This is a genomic window from Pseudomonas sp. NPDC087615, assembly GCF_044743445.1.
In the GTDB taxonomy this organism is placed as follows: Bacteria; Pseudomonadota; Gammaproteobacteria; order Pseudomonadales; family Pseudomonadaceae; genus Aquipseudomonas; species Aquipseudomonas baetica_A.
Window position 1 is genome coordinate 27,055 of record NZ_JBIUWM010000019.1, and the last position, 21,796, is coordinate 48,850.

Consider the following 21,796-nt stretch of genomic DNA (forward strand, 5'->3'; position numbering starts at 1 on the left):
GCTTAAGCGAGCAACTGCGCCCAGTCGACACTGGAGGCTGCGCCGAGGGTGAAGCCTTTGCCGGTCAGGGAAAGGTTCTGGTTATAGGCGGTGTCATGGGCGAAGCGCGCTTGCCATTTGTCACGCAGTGCAGCGCGCGCCTGGACGTCCTCAGGCAACAACCCCGGATGCAGCAGTTGAGCTTGCGGCGTCCAGACAACCAGATAACCGGCATCAGAGACCTTCAAACACAGATCGACATCGGCAAAAACGTCTGCAAAATGCTCCTCATCCAGACCGCCGACAGCTTCAAATACGGCTTTGCGAATCATCAGGCAGGCGCCCGATACCGCAGAATAGTTCTGTTCGACTTGATGACCGAAGAGGTAGCCCTTGGCTTCTTTTCGCTCATCGACAAATACGGAGCCCAAATCACCGTTCAGCCCCAGTATCAGGCCTGCCTGGGTGGTGACACCGCGACCATCCATAAGCTTGGCACCGACGATGCCGACCTCCGGACGCTGCACCTGGTTGACCAGCGCTTCGAGCCAGTTGGCATTGACCACTTCGGCCTCGGCAGAGAGCAGCACCAGATATTCGCCTTTTGCCTGAGCGCTGGCGAAATTGGTCAAAGCCGAGGCACTCAAACGCTGATCGCTGCGCAATACCCGGAGGCGCTCGCCTTTGCCTTCCAGGCTGGCCAGCCAAGCCACCAACGCTTCGGATTGGCTATGGTTGTCAGCAATCAGGATCTCGTGGCGCTGATAGCGGGTACGCTGCAATACGCTGACCAGCGCTCGCTGCAGTGGTTCGAGGTTATCCTGGCTGTGCAGGATGATTGACACCAGCGGACGAGCCGAATGTTGATAGTCGATCTGCCAGGTTTGCGGCAGTGCCGAACTGACTTGAGCGCGATACCCGCGTGCTGCCAGATGACGGGTCAGCACCTGGCGCTCCTGCACGTTCTCTTCCTCGGCAGGCGCGTTGCAAATCAGTAGCGGTTCGGCCAGATGCGCCAGCCCTCCGAGGCCACCGTCCTCGATCAGGCGCAACAACAGATCGAACTCCAGAGCCTGAGTGTATTCGGGCGTGAAACCCTGCGCCTGAACCAACGCCTGACGGTTGATCAACCAGTGACGCGCCATCAACGACGGCACGCTTTGCAGCAAGTCCAGGTTGACCCCTGGGCGGAACACATCATTCAGAGCCCCCTCGACGTTACGATGCAACTCGTCCATGGCGACAGCGCGCAAGCCTTCAACGCCTTGCAGCTCGAGGCTGGCGCGCAGCAGCCCGCTGGCAGTGAACTGATCGCCAGCCTCGGCCATCAGCATCCAGTCGGCGCCAGACTGCTCAATGATCTGATTGATCTTCGTGACGTAGTTGCTGGTGCTGACTTTGACGAAGTGCACGGTGTCATGCACGGTGGTGGTGGCCGGCAAATCACCAGTGGTGAACACCACCAGATTGAATGCCTTGCAGTGCCCACCGACCAGACTGTCGAACGTGGCTTGAAGCTTGACCATGTCGGCGTCCAGATCCAGCAACAGAATGCCGAAACGTGGACCTGCGCCCTGCTGACCAAGGGACTGGGTGATCGCGGCGAGCTCTTGCGGCTGCGGATTACGCGCTTCGAGCCATTGCAGCAGTTGGCCGGATGGCATCTTTTCGAACAGTTGACGATCGTCCTGCCCCGGCACGCTATCCAGACGTTGCATCCAGGCTTGCAGCTTCGCAAGCTCCTCGGGTTCGTCCGCGTCCTTGAGCGACTCGACGAGGCGCCTGACGACAGTACGGTTGAACGCATTGAGGCTCAGCGCTTCCCACAGACGGGCGCGCAAGGTGCGCTCGTTATCGTTGGGATGGACCCGCAGCAGCTCATGCTGCTTGAGCAAAATCCCTTCGAGCAATTGCAGTTGCAGCTTGCCGGCCGGCATCGCGTGCAGGAGAAATTCGAACTCGGTCAACAAGTCGAACACCGGTTTGTTGTAGAACGGCATTTCGACGAACTGCTCCGGGCCGAACATACGCACGGGCACCTCTGCGGCTTCACGCCAGAACGAGCGAATAATCAGCGTTCCCTTGAGCGTACGCCCTGCGACCAGGCACTCCGCCATCGTTGCGAAACTGTCCAGAGCAATCTGCTTGATTTCGGCGGCAGGCTTGTCGCTGAGCGGTGTCGGGATGGAGGCAAGGAACTGGGCAAACTGTTCGCGCTCTGCGACGGTTTTTGCATCTTTGTACGTCAGCACAGTCAACACGTTGGTGTTGTGCTCAGAGGCGCCGTAATTCAACTCGCGCACGGCATACGGAATCGGCAGGATACGTGCCTTGGCACAGGACAGAAGATAGAAGGTATGGCCGATTTCCTGCCATTCGAAACCCGTGCCCGGCGGCAGCAGGCCATACCATTTTTGCAGCAGATCGGTACGCGTGACGGCGTAGAACGGCGGCAGAAAATTATCCATGAACTGCAACACACGATCTTCGGCGTTCTCGCTGTTGTAGTCTTCGTGGACCTTGCTTTCACGCCGGAAGTAATTCACTTCCGTGTCGCGGGTCAGGTACATGATCCCGTAACCGTGGCACAAGCCGTAATCGGGATTGGCATGCAGGAAGTTCACCGACTCGGTCAGCGCTGCGTGCAGCAGGAAATCATCATCGGCGGCGAACACCATGTATGGCGTGGTCACCTGCTGCACGCCCCAGGTCAGCTTGTCCTGCAAGCCTTTGTAGGTGTACTGAGGCAAATGACGATAGTCGGCAAATGGAAAATCGTTCTCGATGTTTTCATCACGCTGGGTGGACGAATCGAGAACCAGCACCTTGGCCGGGTAAGTGCTGTAGTAGTGCAAGGTGCGTCGCAGGAACGCACTGCGGTTGTGGGTGATGATCACCACCGTGAACAGCTCGTTCAGCGGTGTCACGTTGGTTTGAGTACTGCTTTGAACCTGCATTTTCCTATCCCCACAACCGGCCAGTCGCCTGACGCCTGAAACTGTTTTTGATTAACGAACGCGACGCAGATAGCCGTCCGGCGCCACAGTGATCAGCAGCTTGTTTTGCATCTGCTGGTCAATCTCGAAATCCTTGTTCTCTTCCAGGTATTTCCATACTGCGGTTTTCGGGTTGTCGCCCGGCCCCCATGGACGATCCGGGAAGAAATCGGCCGGCATGTCTTCAACCACGGTGTCCATCACCACGCAGTAGCTGTCCACAGAAACCAGTGGTGCGTAAAGGCGCAGCTCCTCGAGGACGTGGTCGTGGGTGTGGTTGGAGTCGAGCACCAGAATGACTTTCTTGCCCTGAGCGATGGCACGGACTTTTTCCGCCGTCGCCAGATCAATGCTCGAACCTTCGATCATTTTGATGCGCTTGGCCATCGGGTGGCTTTCGATGGCCTCACGGTTGTGCGGACGGATGTCGAGGTCGATGCCCAGGACTTCGCCGTGGCCTTGCAGCTCCAGCAACGAGGCGTAGTAGATGATCGAACCACCATGGGCGATACCACACTCGATGACCAGATCCGGCTTGACCTGCCAGATGATCTCCTGCATTGCCATCATGTCCTGAGGCAACTGGATGATCGGGCGGCCCATCCACGAGAAGTGGTAGCTGTACTTGTGACGAGCCGATTCGTTGAAAAAGTCGCGGGCCAGTGCTACGACTTTCTGGTCATCACCCTGGCGGGCGATCTCTTCCTGACATTCGGCTTCGAAGGCTTTATGGATGCTGTTGTCGGTCATTTGAAAATTCTCAAGGTTCACTGAAACGAAGCGCTGTCGACGGCGTGATAGACATAACGTCCACCGGTCATCCGCTTGATCTCTTCGAGGTAATTGGAGTTCATCACAAACAGGTTGGCGCCTTCGGGCAAGGCGTCCATGGCTTCCTGCGGAGAGGACACCCGCGCACCACTGAGCGGCAGATAACGCCCTTGTTTGGCTGGATTGATGTCGACGACGCGATCGACCGCCACGCCGGCGCGCTGCAAGGCCAGCGAATAGATTACGCCCTTGGACGACGCGCCCCAGATCGCCGAACCCTGTGCGGGCGCGGCCTGAATGATTTGCACGGCGCGCTTGAGGCTGGCGGTGAAGGTGTTCGACAGCGTCAGTAACTGCGGCGCCTCGGCCGGCGCGCGGCGCAACGTCGAAAGGTCGGCGACGATGTACAGGTATTGGCCGCCAAACAGATGACCAGCCTCGTGTACGATCCCGAACATCGCGCTCAAGTCTGCAAGACGGAAGTAATTGACGTGCTCATAGAACACGTCGAACCAGGCATTGTGCTCGACGATCCAATCGAAGCACGGCACTTCGATGTAGATCTGCCCGCCCTGATTGGCCGCCGCCATTTCCGCCAGAAACGCTACCGGGTCCTGGATGTGTTCCAGCACGTGGCGCAACACGATCGCATCAGCCGACAGGCCAAGATCGCGGGTGAACGGTGCTTTGATCACATCGGCGTTGTCACCCTCGTAGGAAGGATCGATGCCGGTAATCGCATAACCCTGGCCGCGGAGCATTTCAAGGAAGTAGCCTTTGCCGCAGCCTACTTCAATCAGGTTCTGGCCCTTGAAGTGACGTTCCAGGATCGCTTCGACAGCGTTCAAGTGCTGCCGGAACTGCACTGAATGCGCCTGTTCGTTTTGATAATCGACGTCGTAACTGAGTTTGCTGGCGTCGAAGACCTGATTGAAGATAAGACCGCTCTGGTCATCTTGCACCAGCACAATATCCGCGCTGTACGAAGCCTGTGCCTGCTGCGCAGTGGCAAACGTGCGGTTTTGCAGCACTGGCAGACCGCTAGCCCGATAGAGCTCATGCTGCATAGACTTCACCCTTCAGTTTTGAAATCCGCTGGTCATCACCCCAAAACGCCATGGGCTCGTGTGCGGAATAACCGTAATGCCCCAGATTCAGGGCAATGGAAGATTGGCGCTGATGTACGCGTTGTTCCACCAGGGCGCGCACGGACACCGGCAGACCGCTGCAGCAGTTGATCACGCCGTCAACATCGCGACGGGTGATCAGCGTCGCCAATTGAGAAGCCGCCTCAGTGATTTCAAGGTAATCGCGCAACTGGTCTCCCGCCGACATGTTGAACTGCGCATCACCCGCATCAATGGCCCGATCAAGACTGGCCAACAGGCTATTGGGGTTTTGTCCCTCGCCATGCAGATAAAACAGGCGCGCCCACTGCAAGGTGAATGTGTGCTCGCGCTGCAAGGCTTCAAGGAACAGCCGCAATGTATGTTTGGCCAATCCGTAAGGCGTACAAGGCATTGCAACGACCGTTTCACTCAACGGGCCACTTTGCAGCCCGTATTCAAAACAGGTTCCTGTCACCAGCACCTGACTGACGCCAGCCCCGATCACACGCTTGAGAAAGGTGTAATCGAGCGCAAGATTGCGCTCGAAATGAAACAGCGCCTGATAATTCGGCAGACCACTCCAGGCCAGATGCGCGATGGCGTCCATTCCGTCAGCCAAGCTGAGTACGTCCAGATCCGCTGCATGGATATCGGCAGCGATAAACTCGACATCATCGAACCAGGGCAGCGCACGCGCCGCTTCGAGGTTGCGCGATACCGCACGGACCCCGAAACCTTTAGCGAGCAAGGCGCTGACCAGGTGCCGGCCAACAAATCCGGTGGCGCCGGTCACAAGCACATTCGTGGCGCGGTCTGTCACAGTTCGACTCCGCGAAAATTGTTGTCAAGCAAAGGATGGCTTGCATCTTTGGGCGACAAGTTCTTGACGGGCAGAGGCCAATTGATCGAGAGCGCGGGATCGTTTACTGAAAGCCCTGCCTCATGATCCGGCGCATAATCGGCATCTGTCAGATAGAGCACTTCAGAGTCATCGGTGAGGGATTGAAAACCATGGGCGAACCCTGCCGGGATTAGCAGACTGCACCCGTCATCGGCACGCAACTCCTCGGCATGCCACTGCAAATACGTCGGTGACTGTGGCCGCAGATCGACCACCACATCCCACACAGCACCGCGCACACAGGTGATCAGTTTGGACTCTGCGTACCCGGCGTTCTGGTAATGCAGACCGCGTACACTGCCTTTTTCCACGGTGCGCGAATGGTTGATCTGACGGATTGCAAACGGACGATCCTGCGCGGTCAGACGCGCCTGACAAAACAGTCGTGCAAACCGTCCGCGATCATCGCAAAAGACTTTTTGCTGGATCAGGTACAAGCCTTCCAGCTTCGTGGACTGTAGTGTGAAATCAGTCATGACCGCCCCCTATACAGGTTCAGTTGGCAGAGGGTCACTGCGCGCATGTCATCACCGCTCTGCCATGCCAGGTGCCAGTCGAGGGTCTGAGCCAAACATTGCTGCAAGTTCCAACGCGGTTGCCAGCCGAGCAGTTGGCGCGCGCGGCTGCTGTCCAGACGCAGCAGGCCGGCCTCGTGCAGTTCACTTGGTTCAATGCGCAGACCACGGGCCTGCGGCCAGCGGCTGGCGAGCAGTTCGACCACTTCGCCAACGCTGCACATGTCCGCTTCGCTCGGGCCGAAGTTCCACGCACCGGCATACTCCGGGCCTTGTTCGTAAAGGCCGGCGGCCAGTTGCAGGTAACCGGCCAGCGGCTCCAGCGCGTGCTGCCATGGGCGTACGGCTTGCGGGTAACGCAGGGTTACTGGCTCGTCTGCCGTCCAGGCTTTGAGCACATCGGGAATCAGTCGCTCTGGGGCGAAATCACCGCCGCCCAACACATTGCCGGCACGCGCCGTGGCCAGGGCCAGACCGTGCTCGGCGTACTTGTCTGCCGCAAAGAAAGAGGCGGCGTAAGACTGCGCCAACAATTCACAGCAAGCCTTGCTGCTGCTGTAAGGATCATGTCCGCCAAGGGCTTCGTCTTCGCGGTACGGCCACAGCCATTCCTTGTTGGCGTAGACCTTGTCCGTGGTCACCAGTACGCAAGCACGCACGCAACCGACCTGACGAATCGCTTCAAGCAGATTGAGCGTGCCCATCACGTTGCTGGAATAAGTGCCGAGCGGATCGCGATAGCCTTCGCGCACCAGCGGTTGAGCCGCCAGATGCAAGACGATTTCCGGCTCGGTGTCGGCGATGATTTCGAGCAAGGCGCCGAGATCACGCAGATCGCCGCGCTGATCGTTGATGCCTTCGTGGACTCGCGCCAGTTCGAACAGGCTCGGCTCAGTCGAAGGATCGAGGGAAAAACCGCTGACTTGCGCGCCGAGGCTTTGCAGCCACAGGGTCAGCCAACTGCCCTTGAAACCGGTATGCCCGGTAACCAGTACACGCTTGCCACGCCAGAAATCCGCACTCAGGCCCATTGCTTCCATGGGGCCTCCCCGCTCTGCCACAGCGCTTCGAGGTGATTCTTGTCGCGCAGGGTGTCCATCGGATGCCAGAAGCCTTCGTGTTCAAAGGCTTTCAACTGTTCGTCCTCGGCCAGACGAGCCAAGGGTTCGGCTTCCCAGGTGGATTCGTCACCCGTGATGTACGGCAGGACTTTTGGCGAGAGCACGAAGAAGCCGCCGTTGATCCAGCCACCGTCGCCACGAGGTTTTTCGGTGAAACCGAGCACCTGATCGCCTTGACGTTCAAGGGCACCATAGCGGCCGGGTGGCTGCACGGCGGTGACGGTCGCCAGACGACCGTGGGCTTTGTGGTAATCGACGAGCTGAGCGATGTTGATGTCGGAAACGCCGTCGCCGTAAGTGAAGCAGAACGCCTCTTCATCTTGCAGATAACGCGCGGCACGCAGCAGACGACCACCGGTCATGGTTTCCTCGCCGGTGTCTATCAGCGTGACGCTCCACGGCTCGCTGTAGTTCTGGTGCACGTCCATGCGGTTCTCGCGCATGTTGAAGGTGACGTCAGAGGTGTGCAGGAAGTAGTTGGCGAAGAAATCCTTGATCGCATAGCCCTTGTAGCCCAGGCAGATCACGAAGTCGTGAATTCCGTGGGCGGAATACTGCTTCATGATGTGCCAGAGAATTGGCTTGCCGCCGATCTCGATCATCGGCTTGGGCTTGAGATGCGACTCTTCACTGATGCGCGTGCCGAGGCCACCCGCCAAAATAACTGCCTTCATCGTCTCCCCTCTTGTTCTTCACCGGGCTGCGCGCAGCTTTCTTGAGCTTTGCGGGCCTACTGGCTAAACCTTTTGCCGATCCGGGCGCCGCTGCAATGACCGCGAGCGCTCGTTTTATGGCGATTTGAGGGGGACTTGCAGGAAACGCGCCAGCTACACAGACGTTGCGACGGCGAGCTTGTCGGGCCGAAAAAAAGGGATGAATCCGACAGCGGATTCATCCCTTTGACCGATCCGTTCAACAGATCGAAGACATCAGGCAATCAGCCGAACATGGCAAATGCATCGCCGATGGCCGGCAAATCGTAGACGTGCCCGTCAGCCGTCTGAATATGCTCGATGGTGTTGCCATTCGCGTACCAGTTCTGCAGCTTCACGCCACTGACAGGCACACCGTTACTGCCATCGTTGGCGCTGTGCAAATAGGCATCATTGCCAATCCGGGAAACATTCAACTGGCTGGCATTGGCAATGGTGTTCAGCACCAGCGTATCGTTGAGGCTGCTGCCAAGTTCCTCAATGGTCACTAGCCCGGTAGCGTTCACCACGTAGGTATCATCACCTTCGCCACCGCGAGCCAGTCCGCCCGATCCCTGACGCCCCGCCAAGTTGAGGATCAACAGGTCATCGCCATTACCTCCAGACAGAAAGTAATCGGATCCGGTGCCGGTCAGCACATCATTGCCGTCACCACCAAAAGCCCTTCCTCTACTGACCGTGACGATGTCGTTTCCTTCATCGCCACTGGCCATCGTGCCCAGATCGTTGCCGGTACTGACGATGACATCGTCTCCCTCGCCACCGGACAACCAGTCGGCCTGCAGCTCCTGCGAATCAAGCCCAGAGGCCAGACCACCATAAATGTGATCCGCGCCCTCGTTTCCTCGAATCACATCGTTGCCCGCACCACCCTCCAGATAATTGTCAGCGCCGTCACCGTCGAGCATGTCATCGAACCGGCTCCCACGAAGCCCCTCGATGTCATAGAAGTAGTCACCCACAGCAATGCCGGTGAGAGAGCTGCCATAGAACGTGACGTGCACCCCAGCGTCGCTGTCCTCATAGCTGACGATATCCAGTCCGGCACCACCGTAGAATGTGTCGGCGCCATCTCCCCCATACAGGAGATCATTGCCCGCACCACCGGTTATCACATTGTTGTCGGCATTGCCGTAGCCAATGAAATCATGGCTACCGGTGTAGGTCAGGTTTTCGATCGAGGCGGCCAGGACCATCACGGACTGATTGGTGTACAACTCGTCGATACCGCCGTTTTCTTGTTCAATGATGGTCACGCCCGCCGCGTTGACGGTGTAGACATCATTGCCCTGACTACCGTCAACCGTTACGCCGCCGGTGTCGATCGTGAAATGGTCGTCCTGCAAAGAGCCGACGACTTTTTCCACATTGCTGACCAGGCCACCGATGCGCAGCTCAACACTGACGGCCTCCCATGAATCGGAATAGTTCAGAACGTCGTAGCCATCGCCACCATCGAACGCTTGTCCGGCTTCCTTGCCGAACAGTACATCGTCAAAGTCTGAACCCTGAATGGCTTCGATTCCGGTGAACGTATCACCGTTGGCGAAACCGGTAGACATCCAGCCTTGCGCTATATCAATGAATACGCCTTCACTACTGTCGGCGTAGCTGACCGTGTCAAAACCCTCACCACCAACAAAGTGATCCGCGCCGTCTCCCCCGAACAGCAGGTCATTGCCGGCACCACCAATGATCAGATTGTCACCGGCATTTCCATAACCGGTGAAATCGCCGGTGCCGGTGAAGGTCATTTTTTCAACGCACGCGTCCATCTGCATGTTGTTGAGCGTCGTGCGCAGCTCGTCATATCCACCACCTACTCCTTCAACGATTTTTACGTTATCGCTGCCAATGATGTAGATGTCATCGCCGTCCTGACCATCCAGAGTCAGTCCAGCGATATTGCCAATGAAGGTATCGTCGAATTGAGTGCCCATGACGCCTTCAATTTCGATCAACGTATCGCCTTCAGCTTCACCACCATGAGCGATCACCGAACCATCCTGAAACTCGATGCTGATCGCTGCGGCAGAACCACGGTAATCGACCCAGTCAAAGCCCTCACCGCCATTCAGCAGGTCAGCCCCTTCCCCCCCATAGAGCAAATCCCCGGACTCCAGCCCGTAGAGTTCGTCATTGTCAGGAGTACCGATGAGGTGGTCTGCTTCAGTCGTTCCATTGATCACTGCCATGTGTTCCTTCCTTGCGTTGTTGTTGAATCCTGTCCCTGGAGCGAGGCACTCCTCACTTAAGTGGGCACGTATTTGAAATCTATGGACCGACAGCACCAAAGACTGAGATCAAGACCTCCAAAAAAAACGCCGGCAACCGTGAGGTCATCTGCGTTTTTTATGCCCGTCGAAATCAGATCAATCCGGCAACCAGCCCCACAACCAATGATTGAGGTTGTCACCGCGCAACATGAAATCGCGGTGCACCGCCTCTTTCAATTCATCGCCCATGCGGTAGCTGGCGTCCGGGTCGGCGAGATGCATGCGGATCGCTTGCAGCCATTCTGCCGTGCTGTTGCTGTAGACCTTGGTGCACGGCAGGTGGCCGCGATAGGCCTCGGTGTCGGTGCAGATCACCGGGTAGCCGCAGGCGCCATACTCGAGCAGCCGCAGGTTGCTCTTGCAGTCGTTGAAGATGTGAAACTCAAGCGGTGCCAAGGCCAGATCGAGATTCAGGCTCGCCAGTTTGAACGGATAGCTTTGCAGACTGATGGTCGAGTGGAATTCGTGCACGTATGGACGCAAGCCTTCCGGGCACATACCGAAAAAGACCCATTCGACCTCATCGGCCAGTTCGCGCACGACGTCGGCAATGACGTCCAGATCCCCGGTATGACTGGTGCCGCCACCCCAGCCTACCCGCGGCTTTCTTGAGGTACGACGCTGACTGGTCAGGTTTGCCCAAGGCTCTGGCGGCAGCATGTTCGGCACGATACGAATCTCGCTGTGCATGCTCGAAAGTGCATCAGCCAGAGGTTGCGTGGTCACGACTACCCGATCACACAAACCAATGCCCTCACGCAGCATTTGCTCGGTATTGACCGGCTTGTTGCGGGCGTGCGTGTTCTTCTTCGGGGCGCTGACGATGTAGTCGTCCAGCTCGAAAATGCGCAAGGCACCGGAGTATTTCTTCATGCGCAAGATGTCGCCGGCAGCGCCTTCGCTGTAGCGCCCCTGCAAAACGATAGTGTCCGGGGACAGGCGTTCGATCTCGACAGTTGACGGTGACTCATAAGCTACCCGGGCGATTACGCGCCCGGCCGCCTCGAGCCCGGCCAGCGGCGCGGTAACCCGGTAAAAGCCAACCGCCGAACTGTTGACCGGCAGACCGAGTACCAACGGCAAATCGCGGGCGCAGAAAGGATTCCAGTTGTTGCGCAGTGAAGGTTCCAGGCTGAAGCTCGACACCCCCAGACTCAGCGACGGACTGTAGGCCGGGTCCTTAGCGACCTCCGGCAGCCAGCGACGATAGAACGTCTCTTGCTCTTGCTCACGCAACGCGACGGTCGCGGAGGCAGGCGCCGCCGTTTCGCAGGGCATCAGCAACACGCTGGCGTATGGCGTCCACACCACCAGATAACCTTCCTTACCGGCGCGCAGACAAAGATCGACATCACTCAACCCCAGACTGAAGGACTCTCCGTCGAACTGTTGCAACTCCTCGAATACCTGCTTGCGCACCATCAGACAATGGCTGCTGACCGCACTCCAGTTCTGCGCGACATGCAGACGCTGCATATAGCCGCGCGAGGCTGCGGCCTCACCATAAAACGGCGAACCCACCGGCCCGGCCAGCCCGAGAATCAGCCCCGCACTGACAATCGAACCTTCAGGACTGAGAATGCGCGCACCGACCACTGCCACTTCCGGACGTCGCGCATGATTGAGCAACTCATCAAGCCAGTCGCCTTCAGTGATCACGCTGTGGGCATTAAGCAGCAACAGGTACTCGCCTGAAGCATGCTCAGAGGCAAAGTTGCGAATGGCCGCATCATTGGCGTCACCCGCATAACGCAGCACGCGCAGCATCGCGGCGCCGAGCTCGGCCATGGCGTCCAGCCACTGGGCCATGGCGGCATCACCGGCCCCGGTGTCGACCATCAGGACTTCATATTGGCCGTAGGTCGTGCGCTCGATCACACTCTCGACGCAACGCTGCAACGCATGCAACGAGTCGCCTGCCTGAACGATGATCGACACCTTGGGATGAGCATCCAACAAGTAGTCGACACGATTGATCAGCGGCAACGTGTCGTGACGAATAGCATGGGGCACACCGATCCGCTGCAGGTGCGCCGCCACCAGGGCGGCGTTGTGCTCAATCACCGCAGGCAACGACAACCAGTCAGCATAGGTAAGGAGCGACTCGACCTGGATTTCAGCGATGTGTTCGATGGACTGTGGACCGGCCTCTTCCACCAGACGCCACAACAGATCATGAGGCGCCAATTGCTCGAGAGCCGGATCGAAACCACCCAATTCCATGAAGCGCTGGCACTGAAATGCCAACGTGCGCCCGACATAAGGATAGGCACGCATCAAATCGAGATTGAAATCGGGTTTGAATACGGGATCGATGGATTCACCGTCGACCAGCGCACCCTCGTCACTGTAGGCACACAGCATGCCCGGCGTACCGGCAATGCGCTCGGCCAGAATCAGCAAGCAAGATTCGGCCAGCCTGTCACCGGCGCGCAACAGGTAGAACCATTGCGCACCTTCCAGCTGTGGCACTACAGCGTTGAGTTGCTGCACCCAGTCAGCCTGAAACGGTAGCTGCAGCACGCGTTCACCGGCCGAACAAACCGCGTCCGACAACACCAGAACAGCTTGCGGCGGATACAGCTGAGCCTCCAGGCTTTGCAGGGTCAATTTCAGCCCGTGTGCATCGGCTTCACTGTCGATGATGATCGGTACAATTTTCGCGCGCGAAGGCCAGCGGTCAATACGCTGCGGCATCAGTTGCTGCTCGACCTGCGAGAATCGCCGAATCGCCAGCCATTCGCGATAGAAGTCGGCGTAGCTTTCGCTTTCACCTCCCACCCGACCATTCACCACCGTGTTGCGGTTGCCCAGAATTCGCACCACACACAGCTCTCCCCAGGCATGGGGCTGATCAGTGATTTTCGACAGCTCGATGTAGCGCACCCAACCTGAAGCTGGCGCGGCCTCACCTGCGCGAGCGGCGAGCATTTGCGTCAGCCAGCTCCATTCAACTGTCGCTGCGCGGAGCATTTCAGGGGTCTTGCTCAAGCGATCCGGATACAAGCGCTCTGTACTCAACACCGTACTCAGCGCAGCCAGATTTCCTCGACGCATCAGGCACACGAACAACGCGAAGTCGAGCATGGCGACAAAACCTGCGCCTTCCTGAATCAGCGCCGGCAACAGTTCCAGCACGTCGGCACGACGCATCAAGGCCGAACTGAAGTTACCGAGAAAATTTTTCGGCGTGCCTTCGAAGATCGCCAGCATGTCATCGCCCTTGAGCACGGCGTCCTGCGGAGAAAAGCGGCAGTTGTCCACTCGCGGCGGCAAGATGAAATTGCCGGCATCACTGAACATGCGTAACCCGAACACGACAGTGACATCGGCATGTTCGATCAACACCTGCGCCTGCAAGGCAATACTCGGCGCAAACAGTCGATCGTCATCGCACAGCACCTTGATGAATTCACCGCGCGCCTGCTCGACGCACCGCATTATGTTTTTCTGCAGGCCCAGGTGCTGAGCATTACGCAGATAACGGATCGGATGCATCGGCTCGGCAAATGACTCGACGATCTCGCGAATCTGTTCGTCGGCCGAATCATCGCAAATGACGATTTCGAGGTGCTCGTAAGTCTGCGCGAGCGCACTGACCAGAGCCTGATCAAAGAAGCGTGGGTTGTAGGCGGGAATGACAATGCTGACGAGGGGATGTTGATTCACGGCGGGAAACTCTCGAGCGGCGGACCCCTGCCCTTTTCAGGCAGGAGCCCAGTAACCGCTTAGGAAAAGACGGTTGAAAGCTCGACAGGCACAGGCTCAGATCTTGTTGAACAAGCCCAGTTGCGCAATCTTGCTGAAGGCCAGTTGTGAAGCCTGCAACATGGTTTGTTGCAAGGTCAAACGGGTCATCACTTCAGCGGGATCGGAGTCACGGATCGACGACTGCGTCTGAGCGTTGGCCAGCACCAGTGACTGGTTAGTGTCGCTCTGGGTTGCCAGAGCAGAGCCACGGCCGCCCACAGAACTCAGTGCGCTGGACAACTGATCAGTGCCACTGGCCAGGTTGGCAATACCGGAAGCCAGCCCCGCCTGCAGCTTCTGCGTGGCGATCGGATCACCATTGGTCGGGGTGTTGAGCACGCTCTTCAACTGGCTCACGGTGTCCAGAATGTTCTGGGTTTCGTGAGTGTTGACGGCCACGTTGTATTGATCGTTGGCGCCAGGCGTGCCGGCCAGGGTGAAGCTCACGCCAGAAGCCGTCGCCACATTGCCAGCCATGGTGCCGCTGGATACCGGTTTGCTGTCAGCGGTCAGCGGCGCAGCATACAAATCGAACGCAGTGGCGCTGGTGAACTTGATCACCGCCGAGCCGGTCGGGAAACTCGCGTGGTAAGCCGCCGGGTCGGTAATGCTGCTATCGGTGATCTGCGCCGAAGACGGATTGCCCGGGCTGCGCGTGGCCGTGAAGGAATCCGGCTTGGCCGCCAGAGTAAACGTGTGACCTGGCAACACTGTGCCCGGAACGTCACCGGTATTCAGGTTGATGTTCAGGTTCAGGTCGACGCCGCGAAAACTGACCGTCTGCCCGGCCTTGTTGGTCGGATCGAACGTACCACCCTGGCTGGCCTCAGCAGTGACATCGTTACCGGCCGAATCGGTAATTTTCAGCTGGGTACCGCTGACGAAATCCACACTGTACGGCTCGCCGCTACGGAATTTGCTGTTGTAGGTGACGCTCGACGAGACCTGACCATTGGACAACGTCACGCGACCGTCATCCACGGCTGGCGCAGTCATGGTGACCTGGCTGCGGCTGGTATTGATCGCTTGCTGGAAAGCTTCCCAACCCGTGGTATTGGTGGCCATTTTCATGGTGTCACCGATCGCCAGATCGAGGGTCACCTGGTCGCCATTGTAGCTATAAGTACCGTCATCATTACGAGTGAACGGAACGGTATCACCCTTGGAACCAGCGAAGATGTACTTGCCGTTCTCATCCTGGCTGTTCATCAGACTGAGCAGTTGCTCTTCGATCTGACCCAACTCGGAAGCGTTGGCCTGACGGTCGGCATCGGTGTAACCGGCGTTGCCGGCACCGACGGCCAATTCACGGGCACGCTGCAACACGTTGGTGATACTGGTCATGACCGATTCGGTCGTACCAAGCGTTCCCTTGATCGTAGTGGCGTTGGCCTCGTACTGATCCAGCATCGAAGCCTGCTGACCCAACTGCAGCAAACGCGAGGCGCCGACCGGATCATCTGCCGCGGTGTTGACACGAATCAGGCTGCTGGCCTCTTCGCTGCTCTTGACCACATTGGCGAAGTTTTTCTGATAATTGGCTGCCGAGGACTCGTAAAACTGGCTGGTAGAAATGCGCATGGTTTACGACCCCTTAAAGACTGTTGATCAGTGTGCTGAAGATTTCCTGCGCAGCCTTGATGATCTGCGAGGACGCGGTGTAGTACTGCTGAAACTTGACCAGGTTGCCGGTCTCTTCGTCGAGGTCGACGCCGGACAGCGAATCACGCGCCCCCTTGGCGTTGGCCAGAATGGCGTCGGTGGCCGCGCTGTCGAGTTTGCCCTGTGCCGCTTTCGCACCCACGCCCTCGACCAGCTTGCCGTAGGCGTCGGTGAGGGAGATACCTTTGCTCGCCGAACCGGTATCGACGGTCTGCCTGGTTTGCAAGCCTGCCAACGTGGTGCCGTTGCGGTTGTCCAGAGTACCTGGCTGGCTGAGCGATACGTTGATCGCCGAACCGGAGCTGGGCGAACCGGCAATGGTCATGTCAAAACCGATGGTGTACTGAGTAGCGGGCGCCGGCGGTATAGCCGCACCAGTGGAATCCTTGAGCGGAACGGTCAGGCTCAGCGTGTTGTTCTGACCCGGCTTGATGGTGCCGCTGCTCAGTACGCCACCCTGGGCATCCAGGAGCTGGTAACCCTGACTGGTACCGTCCGCCGAAGGATTACCAAACACCACTTTGACCGGCGTCGAGTACTTCATGCCGTTCTGCATCGCGGTGGTGGTGGTCGCGTCGTAAATATCAAAACTGGTGGTCAGGGTCGGTTGACCGCTGGCCGGGATGGTCAGCGTACCGCTACCGCCTGGAGCAATGGCGGCGCCCAAGGGAGCCGCGATGGCCAGACGCTTGGAGTCGGTCATCTCGGTCTTGATGTTGGCTGCGGCGTTGCGGGTCGGGGTGATCTTGAACGTGTCGCCCGCCGCTGCCGTGCCGTTGGTGAGGTTCAGGGAGAAACCGTCGATCACCGGAGCCGGGTTGGTGGTGGTGCTGAACACGCCCATGGCGGTGCCTTCGGGCAGACGCTGCACGGTGTAGTCCGTGGCGCTGGTGAAGGTCACGTTGTAATCGTTGATGGTCAGCTTGCCGGTGTCCTCGATGCTGACATCGAAGTTGCCAGAACCGGCGCTGTTGCCGATGGTGGCGGTGCTGCGCGAAGCCATGTTGGCAGCGGTATTGATGCTGGTGAACAGGTTGCCGCCGAAGTCACCGTTCTTGTCGATGCCTTGCGCCTGAATCGTGTTCATCTGATCGGCGACGACCAGGGCGACACGGCCCAGTTCGTTCATCGCCGGATCCAGCACGGTGCTGCGATAACGCAGCAGGCCGCCGATCTCGCCACCGGTAATGCCCGACGTGATGTCGATGGTGCTGGAGCCGTTATTGAGCTGCAGGCCCATACGCGATGGGTCGGTTTTGCTTGGCGTGACTTCCAGCTTGCTTGCCGTGCTGCCCATCACCAGCGGCTGACCGTTGCCCAGGTAGATGTCCATGTTGCTGCCACGTTCGACGACCTGCGCACCGGTAAAGGTCGACAGTTGGCGAATGGTCTCGTTACGCGCGTCGAGCAACTCGTTGGGCTGGCCACCGGCGCCGGAAATTTCGGAGATCTTCTGGTTCAACTGAGCGACGGTGTTCGCCAGTTTGTTGACCTGATCAGCCATGCTCGCCAGGTTGCCGTTGATGTCCTGGTTCTGCGCGTTCAACTGGCTGGAAACCGAGTTGAAACGTGCGCTCAAGGCTTGCGCATCACTGAGCAGCAGTTGGCGCGACGCATCGTCACCCGGTTTGGCGTTGACGTTCTGCACCGAGGCGAAGAACTTGGTCAGCGCGCCATTGAGGCCGGTGCCGCTGTCGGACAGCAACTTGTCGAGCGGAGTGACCTGACCCAGGTAAGCCGCCGCATCGCTGTTGAGCGAAGTGGTGGTCTGCAACTGGGCGTCGATGTAGCTGTTGTACACCCGGCGCACGTCGGCCAGGGTGGTACCGGTGCCGATCCAGACGTTGCCGTTCTGAATCGAGCTTTTTGAGTTCTGCACGGTTTGCTGGCGCGAGTAGCCGGCCGTATCGACGTTGGCAATGTTGTTGCCCGTCACCATCAAAGAAGATTGGCTAGCGGATAAACCCGACATCCCGATGTTGAGCAAACTCATGGTTCAAACCTTACTTTATGTTTTATAGAGGCGTTGTCGAAACGCCCGCCGCAGCGTAGTTCTGGTTAACGTTCATCTGCTTGGCAATCTGCGAAATCTTGTTTGCGTAGTTCGGGTCGGTGGCGTAACCGGCCTTTTGCAACTCGCGTACAAACTGTTCTGGGTTATCGGCCGACTTCAGCACATCTTGATAGCGATTATTGCTCTGCAGCAAAGTCACCAGATCATGGAAGCTGTCCTTGTACGAGGCATAGGAACGGAACTCGGCCGTCTCCTTGACCATCGCGCCATTACGGAACTCGCTGGTGATTGCCCGGGCCGAATCACCCTTCCAGTTACTGCTGGCCTTGATGCCGAACAGGTTGTGGCTGCTACTGCCATCCTGTGCGCGCATGACCGATTTGCCCCAACCGGTTTCCAGTGCCGCTTGCGCCACCAGATAACGTGGATCGACACCGATACGGTCAGCCGCTTCCTTGGCCATCGGCAGCATGGTGTTGACGAATTCGTCGGCGGAGCTGAAGGCTTTCTTCGCCGGGGCCAGCGGAATCTGTGCCACCGCACGGCCGTAAACCTGCATCTGCCCGCCGGAAGCCTTATCGGCCTCGGCGCGCGCCAGCCAGTCGCCGTTGTAGAGCGGGCCTGCGCCGGAAGTGGCAGCCGTCGTGGCGCGCTGTGGCAATTGTGTCGCGGCGCTCGTCGCAGTGGCCGAAGGCACCAGACCCGCGAGCAAGCGATCAGCCAGTTTCGGTGGCAAAGCCAAACGCCGCTGATTGATCAATGCCATGTCGTTGCGATGGTCCAGTTGCGTGTTCGGCGCATTGACTGAACGCGAAGCCCACAATGGACGTTCGCCATTGAGTCGCGACAACGGGCCATGGGTGGCGACCGTGCCAGCAGCAATCGGCGTTGCCACGGCAGCAGCCTTGGCTTTGGCTTCTTCCTGCTTGGCGGCGGACGCGGCCGCTGCCTCGCCGGACGCCAGGGGCTTGTTCTTCGACATCTGCCGCATCAGCACGTCGGCCAGACCGATACCACCGCCCTCGCGGGACAGCGACACGGCCAGTTGCTGGTCGTACATTTCCTGATACTGCTTGGCCGCCGGCGTGTTGAGCGGATTGTCCTGCCCCAGCGCCTCGGTGGCCGAACGCATCGACTTGAGCATCTCGCCGAGGAACAGCGATTCGAATTCCTGCGCCACTTTGCGCATGTTCGCATCGCTGTCCTTGTCACCGACCTTGAGCTGGTTCAGGCGATTGAGGTCAGAGTAAGAACCCGAATCGCTGCTACTGACCAGCCCGCTCTTGCGCATGTCCATGGTCGTCGTCCTCAGATCACGATCAGGTCGGCTTGCAACGCACCGGCCTGCTTGAGCGCTTCGAGGATCGCCATCAAGTCACCCGGCGCCGCGCCGACCTGGTTCACCGCCCGGACGATCTCGTCGAGGGTGGTGCCCGGGCCGAACTTGAACATTGGCTTGGCTTCTTGCTGGGCATTGACCCGCGAGCGCGGCACAACGGCGGTCTGGCCGTTGGACAACGGGCCCGGCTGGCTGACGATCGGGTCTTCGGTGATGGTCACGGTCAGGCTGCCGTGTGTCACGGCGGCTGGCGAGACTTTCACGTTCTGACCGATGACGATGGTGCCGGTACGCGAGTTGATGATGACTTTGGCCACCGCCTGACCGGGGTCGACTTCAAGGTTTTCCAGAATCGACAGATAGTCGACACGCTGGCTCGGGTCGAGCGGCGCGGTGACGCGAACCGATCCACCATCAACGGCCTGCGCCACACCAGGGCCGAGCATGTCGTTGATCTTGTCGACGATGCGCTTGGCAGTGGTGAAGTCAGAACGATTGAGGTTCAGCGTCAGGCTGTTGCCCTGGTTGAAACCACTCGGCACCGAACGTTCCACCGACGCACCGCCAGGAATACGACCGGCCGACGGAACGTTGACAGTGATCTTCGAACCGTCGCGACCTTCGGCATCAAAACCGCCCACCACCAGGTTGCCCTGAGCGATGGCGTAGACGTTACCGTCGATACCCTTGAGCGGCGTCAGCAGCAACGTGCCGCCGCGCAGGCTCTTGGAGTTACCGATGGACGAAACGGTGATGTCGACTTGCTGACCCGGTTTGGCAAACGCAGGCAGATCGGCACTCACCGACACCGCCGCGACGTTTTTCAACTGTACGTTGCCCGACCCTGCCGGCACCTTGATGCCGAACTGCGAGAGCATGTTGTTGAAGGTCTGCAGGGTGAACGGCGTTTGCGTCGTTTGGTCACCGGTGCCATTCAGCCCGACCACCAGGCCATAGCCGATCAACTGGTTGGAACGCACGCCGGAAATGCTGGCGATGTCCTTCAACCGTTCGGCTTGTGCATTGAAGGCCGCCGACAACAAAAACGCGGCCACCATAAGGCTTCTGAAATTCAACGTAGCCACCTAGAAAGGGAACAGCGGGCTGAGGAAGAAACGGTCGAACCAGCCTGGCTGACTCGCATCGGCAAACGAGCCGGTGCCCGAGTAGGTGATGCGCGCATCGGCGACACGGGTCGACGACACGGTGTTGTCAGTGGCGATGTCATCGGCACGTACCAGACCGGCGATCCGCACCAGCTCATCGCCGGTATTGAGGGTCATCCACTTCTCGCCGCGCACAGCGATGATGCCATTGGGTAGCACGTCAGCCACGGTCACGGTAATCGAACCGGTCAGGCTGTTGCTCTGGCCGGACTTGCTGTCGCCCTTGGTGGCGCGGTCGCCGCTGTAGCCGACGTCCAGGCTCAGATCAGTACTGCCCAACGGGTTGTTGAGGGTACCGCTGCCGCCAAACAACGAAGTCAGGCCGATACCGGTCTTGCTGTTCTTGGCCACTTGCGAGTTGGCGTTTTTGCTCGCCTGGGTTTTCTCGTTCAGGGTGATGGTGATGATGTCACCGACCCGGAACGCCTTGCGGTCGCTGTACAGGTTCTGCTCGAAGCCGGCCTGATAGATCGAGCCGTTGTTGGCTGCCGCCGGCAACGGCGTGCGCGGCAACACCGGAGCGTAGTAAGGGTCATTGGGCTTAGGCGTCGGAGCGACGCAGCCCGCGAGCGAGACGACTCCACTCAATGCCAGAACAGATACGAAGCGATTCATGACCCTACCTCACGGTGTTGCAGGCGACCTCATGGCCGCCTCATAGACTTGATTACAGATTCTGCGTTACGAACGAGAGCATCTGGTCGGCGGTGGAGATCACCTTGGAGTTCATCTCGTAAGCGCGCTGAGTGGTGATCATGTTGACCATCTCTTCAACGGTGCTGACGTTGGAGGTTTCCAGGGTGTTCTGCAGCGTGGTGCCGAAACCGTTCAGGCCCGGCGTACCGACTTGCGGTGCACCCGAAGCAGCGGTTTCCAGGAACAGGTTGTTACCCACCGCTTGCAGACCGGCCGGGTTGATGAAGTCGGCGGTTTGCAGGTTGCCGATCACCTGGGATGCCGGGTTACCGGCAACGGTGATCGAGACGGTGCCGTCACGACCGACAGTGAAGGTCTGCGCATCGTTCGGGATGACGATGGCGGGTTCCAGGGCGAAACCGCTGGCATTGACAACCTGGCCATTGGAATCGAGGTGGAAAGTACCGTCACGGGTGTAGGACGTGGTGCCGTCCGGCTGCAGAATCTGGAAGAAACCGCGACCATCAACGGCCAGATCCAGCGGTTGCTCGGTGGTTTGCAGGCTACCGGCGGTGAAATTTTTCTGCGTACCGACGATGCGCACACCGGTACCCACTTGCAGACCCGACGGCAGCTCGCTGTCCTGAGTCGACTGGGCGCCTGGCTGACGCTTGATCTGATACAGCAAGTCCTGGAACTCGGCGCGATCACGTTTGAAACCCGTAGTCGAGACGTTCGCCAGGTTGTTGGAAATGGTCGTCAGGTTGGTGTCCTGGGCGGACAGACCTGTTTTGGCAACCCATAGAGCCGGAAGCATTCGATTCTCCTCGTGCGCCTGTTTTACGGCG

General features: G+C 58.7%; 15 protein-coding genes. All 15 read right to left on the reverse strand.

The genetic code is table 11. The annotated features are described in order from the left end of the window. Positions 1 to 2 precede the first annotated feature (2 nt). The 15 genes from ACIOU6_RS11735 to flgG all read right to left on the reverse strand — a co-directional run bounded on the left by ACIOU6_RS11735 (position 3) and on the right by flgG (position 21,765). Positions 3 to 2,936, reverse strand: a complete 2,934-nt coding sequence (locus tag ACIOU6_RS11735) for a TIGR00180 family glycosyltransferase (protein WP_401136363.1) — start codon at positions 2,934 to 2,936, stop codon at positions 3 to 5. Between the two features lie 51 nt (positions 2,937 to 2,987). Beyond that, the gene (locus tag ACIOU6_RS11740) at positions 2,988 to 3,725 is read right to left on the reverse strand and encodes a cephalosporin hydroxylase family protein (protein ID WP_221731997.1); all 738 of its coding nucleotides are present in this window, start codon (positions 3,723 to 3,725) and stop codon (positions 2,988 to 2,990) included. Between the two features lie 17 nt (positions 3,726 to 3,742). Further along, positions 3,743 to 4,813: a class I SAM-dependent methyltransferase gene (locus ACIOU6_RS11745; RefSeq protein ID WP_401136365.1), complete on the reverse strand. Its 1,071-nt coding sequence runs from the start codon at positions 4,811 to 4,813 to the stop codon at positions 3,743 to 3,745. After that, a complete protein-coding gene (locus ACIOU6_RS11750; RefSeq protein WP_221731999.1) occupies positions 4,803 to 5,675 on the reverse strand; it encodes an NAD(P)-dependent oxidoreductase in 873 nt (290 codons plus the stop codon). The genes ACIOU6_RS11745 and ACIOU6_RS11750 overlap by 11 nt, the downstream gene beginning before the upstream one ends. Then, entirely contained in the window at positions 5,672 to 6,232 is a 561-nt protein-coding gene (gene rfbC, locus ACIOU6_RS11755) for a dTDP-4-dehydrorhamnose 3,5-epimerase (protein WP_221732000.1), read from the reverse strand. The genes ACIOU6_RS11750 and rfbC overlap by 4 nt, the downstream gene beginning before the upstream one ends. Further along, on the reverse strand, positions 6,229 to 7,311 hold the full coding sequence (rfbG, locus tag ACIOU6_RS11760) for a CDP-glucose 4,6-dehydratase (protein WP_221732001.1): 1,083 nt from the start codon (positions 7,309 to 7,311) through the stop codon (positions 6,229 to 6,231). The genes rfbC and rfbG overlap by 4 nt, the downstream gene beginning before the upstream one ends. Then, a complete protein-coding gene (gene rfbF, locus ACIOU6_RS11765) occupies positions 7,293 to 8,066 on the reverse strand; it encodes a glucose-1-phosphate cytidylyltransferase (protein ID WP_221732002.1) in 774 nt (257 codons plus the stop codon). Before rfbF ends, rfbG begins: the two co-directional genes overlap by 19 nt. A 263-nt stretch (positions 8,067 to 8,329) precedes the next feature. Next, positions 8,330 to 10,300, reverse strand: a complete 1,971-nt coding sequence (locus ACIOU6_RS11770) for a calcium-binding protein (RefSeq protein ID WP_401136369.1) — start codon at positions 10,298 to 10,300, stop codon at positions 8,330 to 8,332. Between the two features lie 177 nt (positions 10,301 to 10,477). Then, positions 10,478 to 14,050 (reverse strand): glycosyltransferase, encoded by a 3,573-nt coding sequence (locus ACIOU6_RS11775; protein WP_401136372.1) that lies wholly within the window; start codon positions 14,048 to 14,050, stop codon positions 10,478 to 10,480. A 96-nt stretch (positions 14,051 to 14,146) separates the two neighbouring features. Continuing rightward, positions 14,147 to 15,712 (reverse strand): flagellar hook-associated protein 3, encoded by a 1,566-nt coding sequence (locus tag ACIOU6_RS11780; RefSeq protein ID WP_401136374.1) that lies wholly within the window; start codon positions 15,710 to 15,712, stop codon positions 14,147 to 14,149. A gap of 13 nt (positions 15,713 to 15,725) precedes the next feature. Next, entirely contained in the window at positions 15,726 to 17,786 is a 2,061-nt protein-coding gene (gene flgK, locus ACIOU6_RS11785; protein WP_221732006.1) for a flagellar hook-associated protein FlgK, read from the reverse strand. A 22-nt stretch (positions 17,787 to 17,808) separates the two neighbouring features. Next, positions 17,809 to 19,104 (reverse strand): flagellar assembly peptidoglycan hydrolase FlgJ, encoded by a 1,296-nt coding sequence (gene flgJ, locus ACIOU6_RS11790; RefSeq protein ID WP_401136377.1) that lies wholly within the window; start codon positions 19,102 to 19,104, stop codon positions 17,809 to 17,811. Positions 19,105 to 19,115: 11 nt separating this feature from the next. Continuing rightward, positions 19,116 to 20,204, reverse strand: a complete 1,089-nt coding sequence (locus ACIOU6_RS11795) for a flagellar basal body P-ring protein FlgI (protein ID WP_221732045.1) — start codon at positions 20,202 to 20,204, stop codon at positions 19,116 to 19,118. A gap of 27 nt (positions 20,205 to 20,231) precedes the next feature. Continuing rightward, positions 20,232 to 20,927 (reverse strand): flagellar basal body L-ring protein FlgH, encoded by a 696-nt coding sequence (gene flgH, locus ACIOU6_RS11800; protein ID WP_221732008.1) that lies wholly within the window; start codon positions 20,925 to 20,927, stop codon positions 20,232 to 20,234. Between the two features lie 52 nt (positions 20,928 to 20,979). Next, positions 20,980 to 21,765, reverse strand: coding sequence for a flagellar basal-body rod protein FlgG (gene flgG, locus ACIOU6_RS11805; protein ID WP_187677348.1), 786 nt, complete (start codon positions 21,763 to 21,765; stop codon positions 20,980 to 20,982). Positions 21,766 to 21,796: the final 31 nt, after the last annotated feature.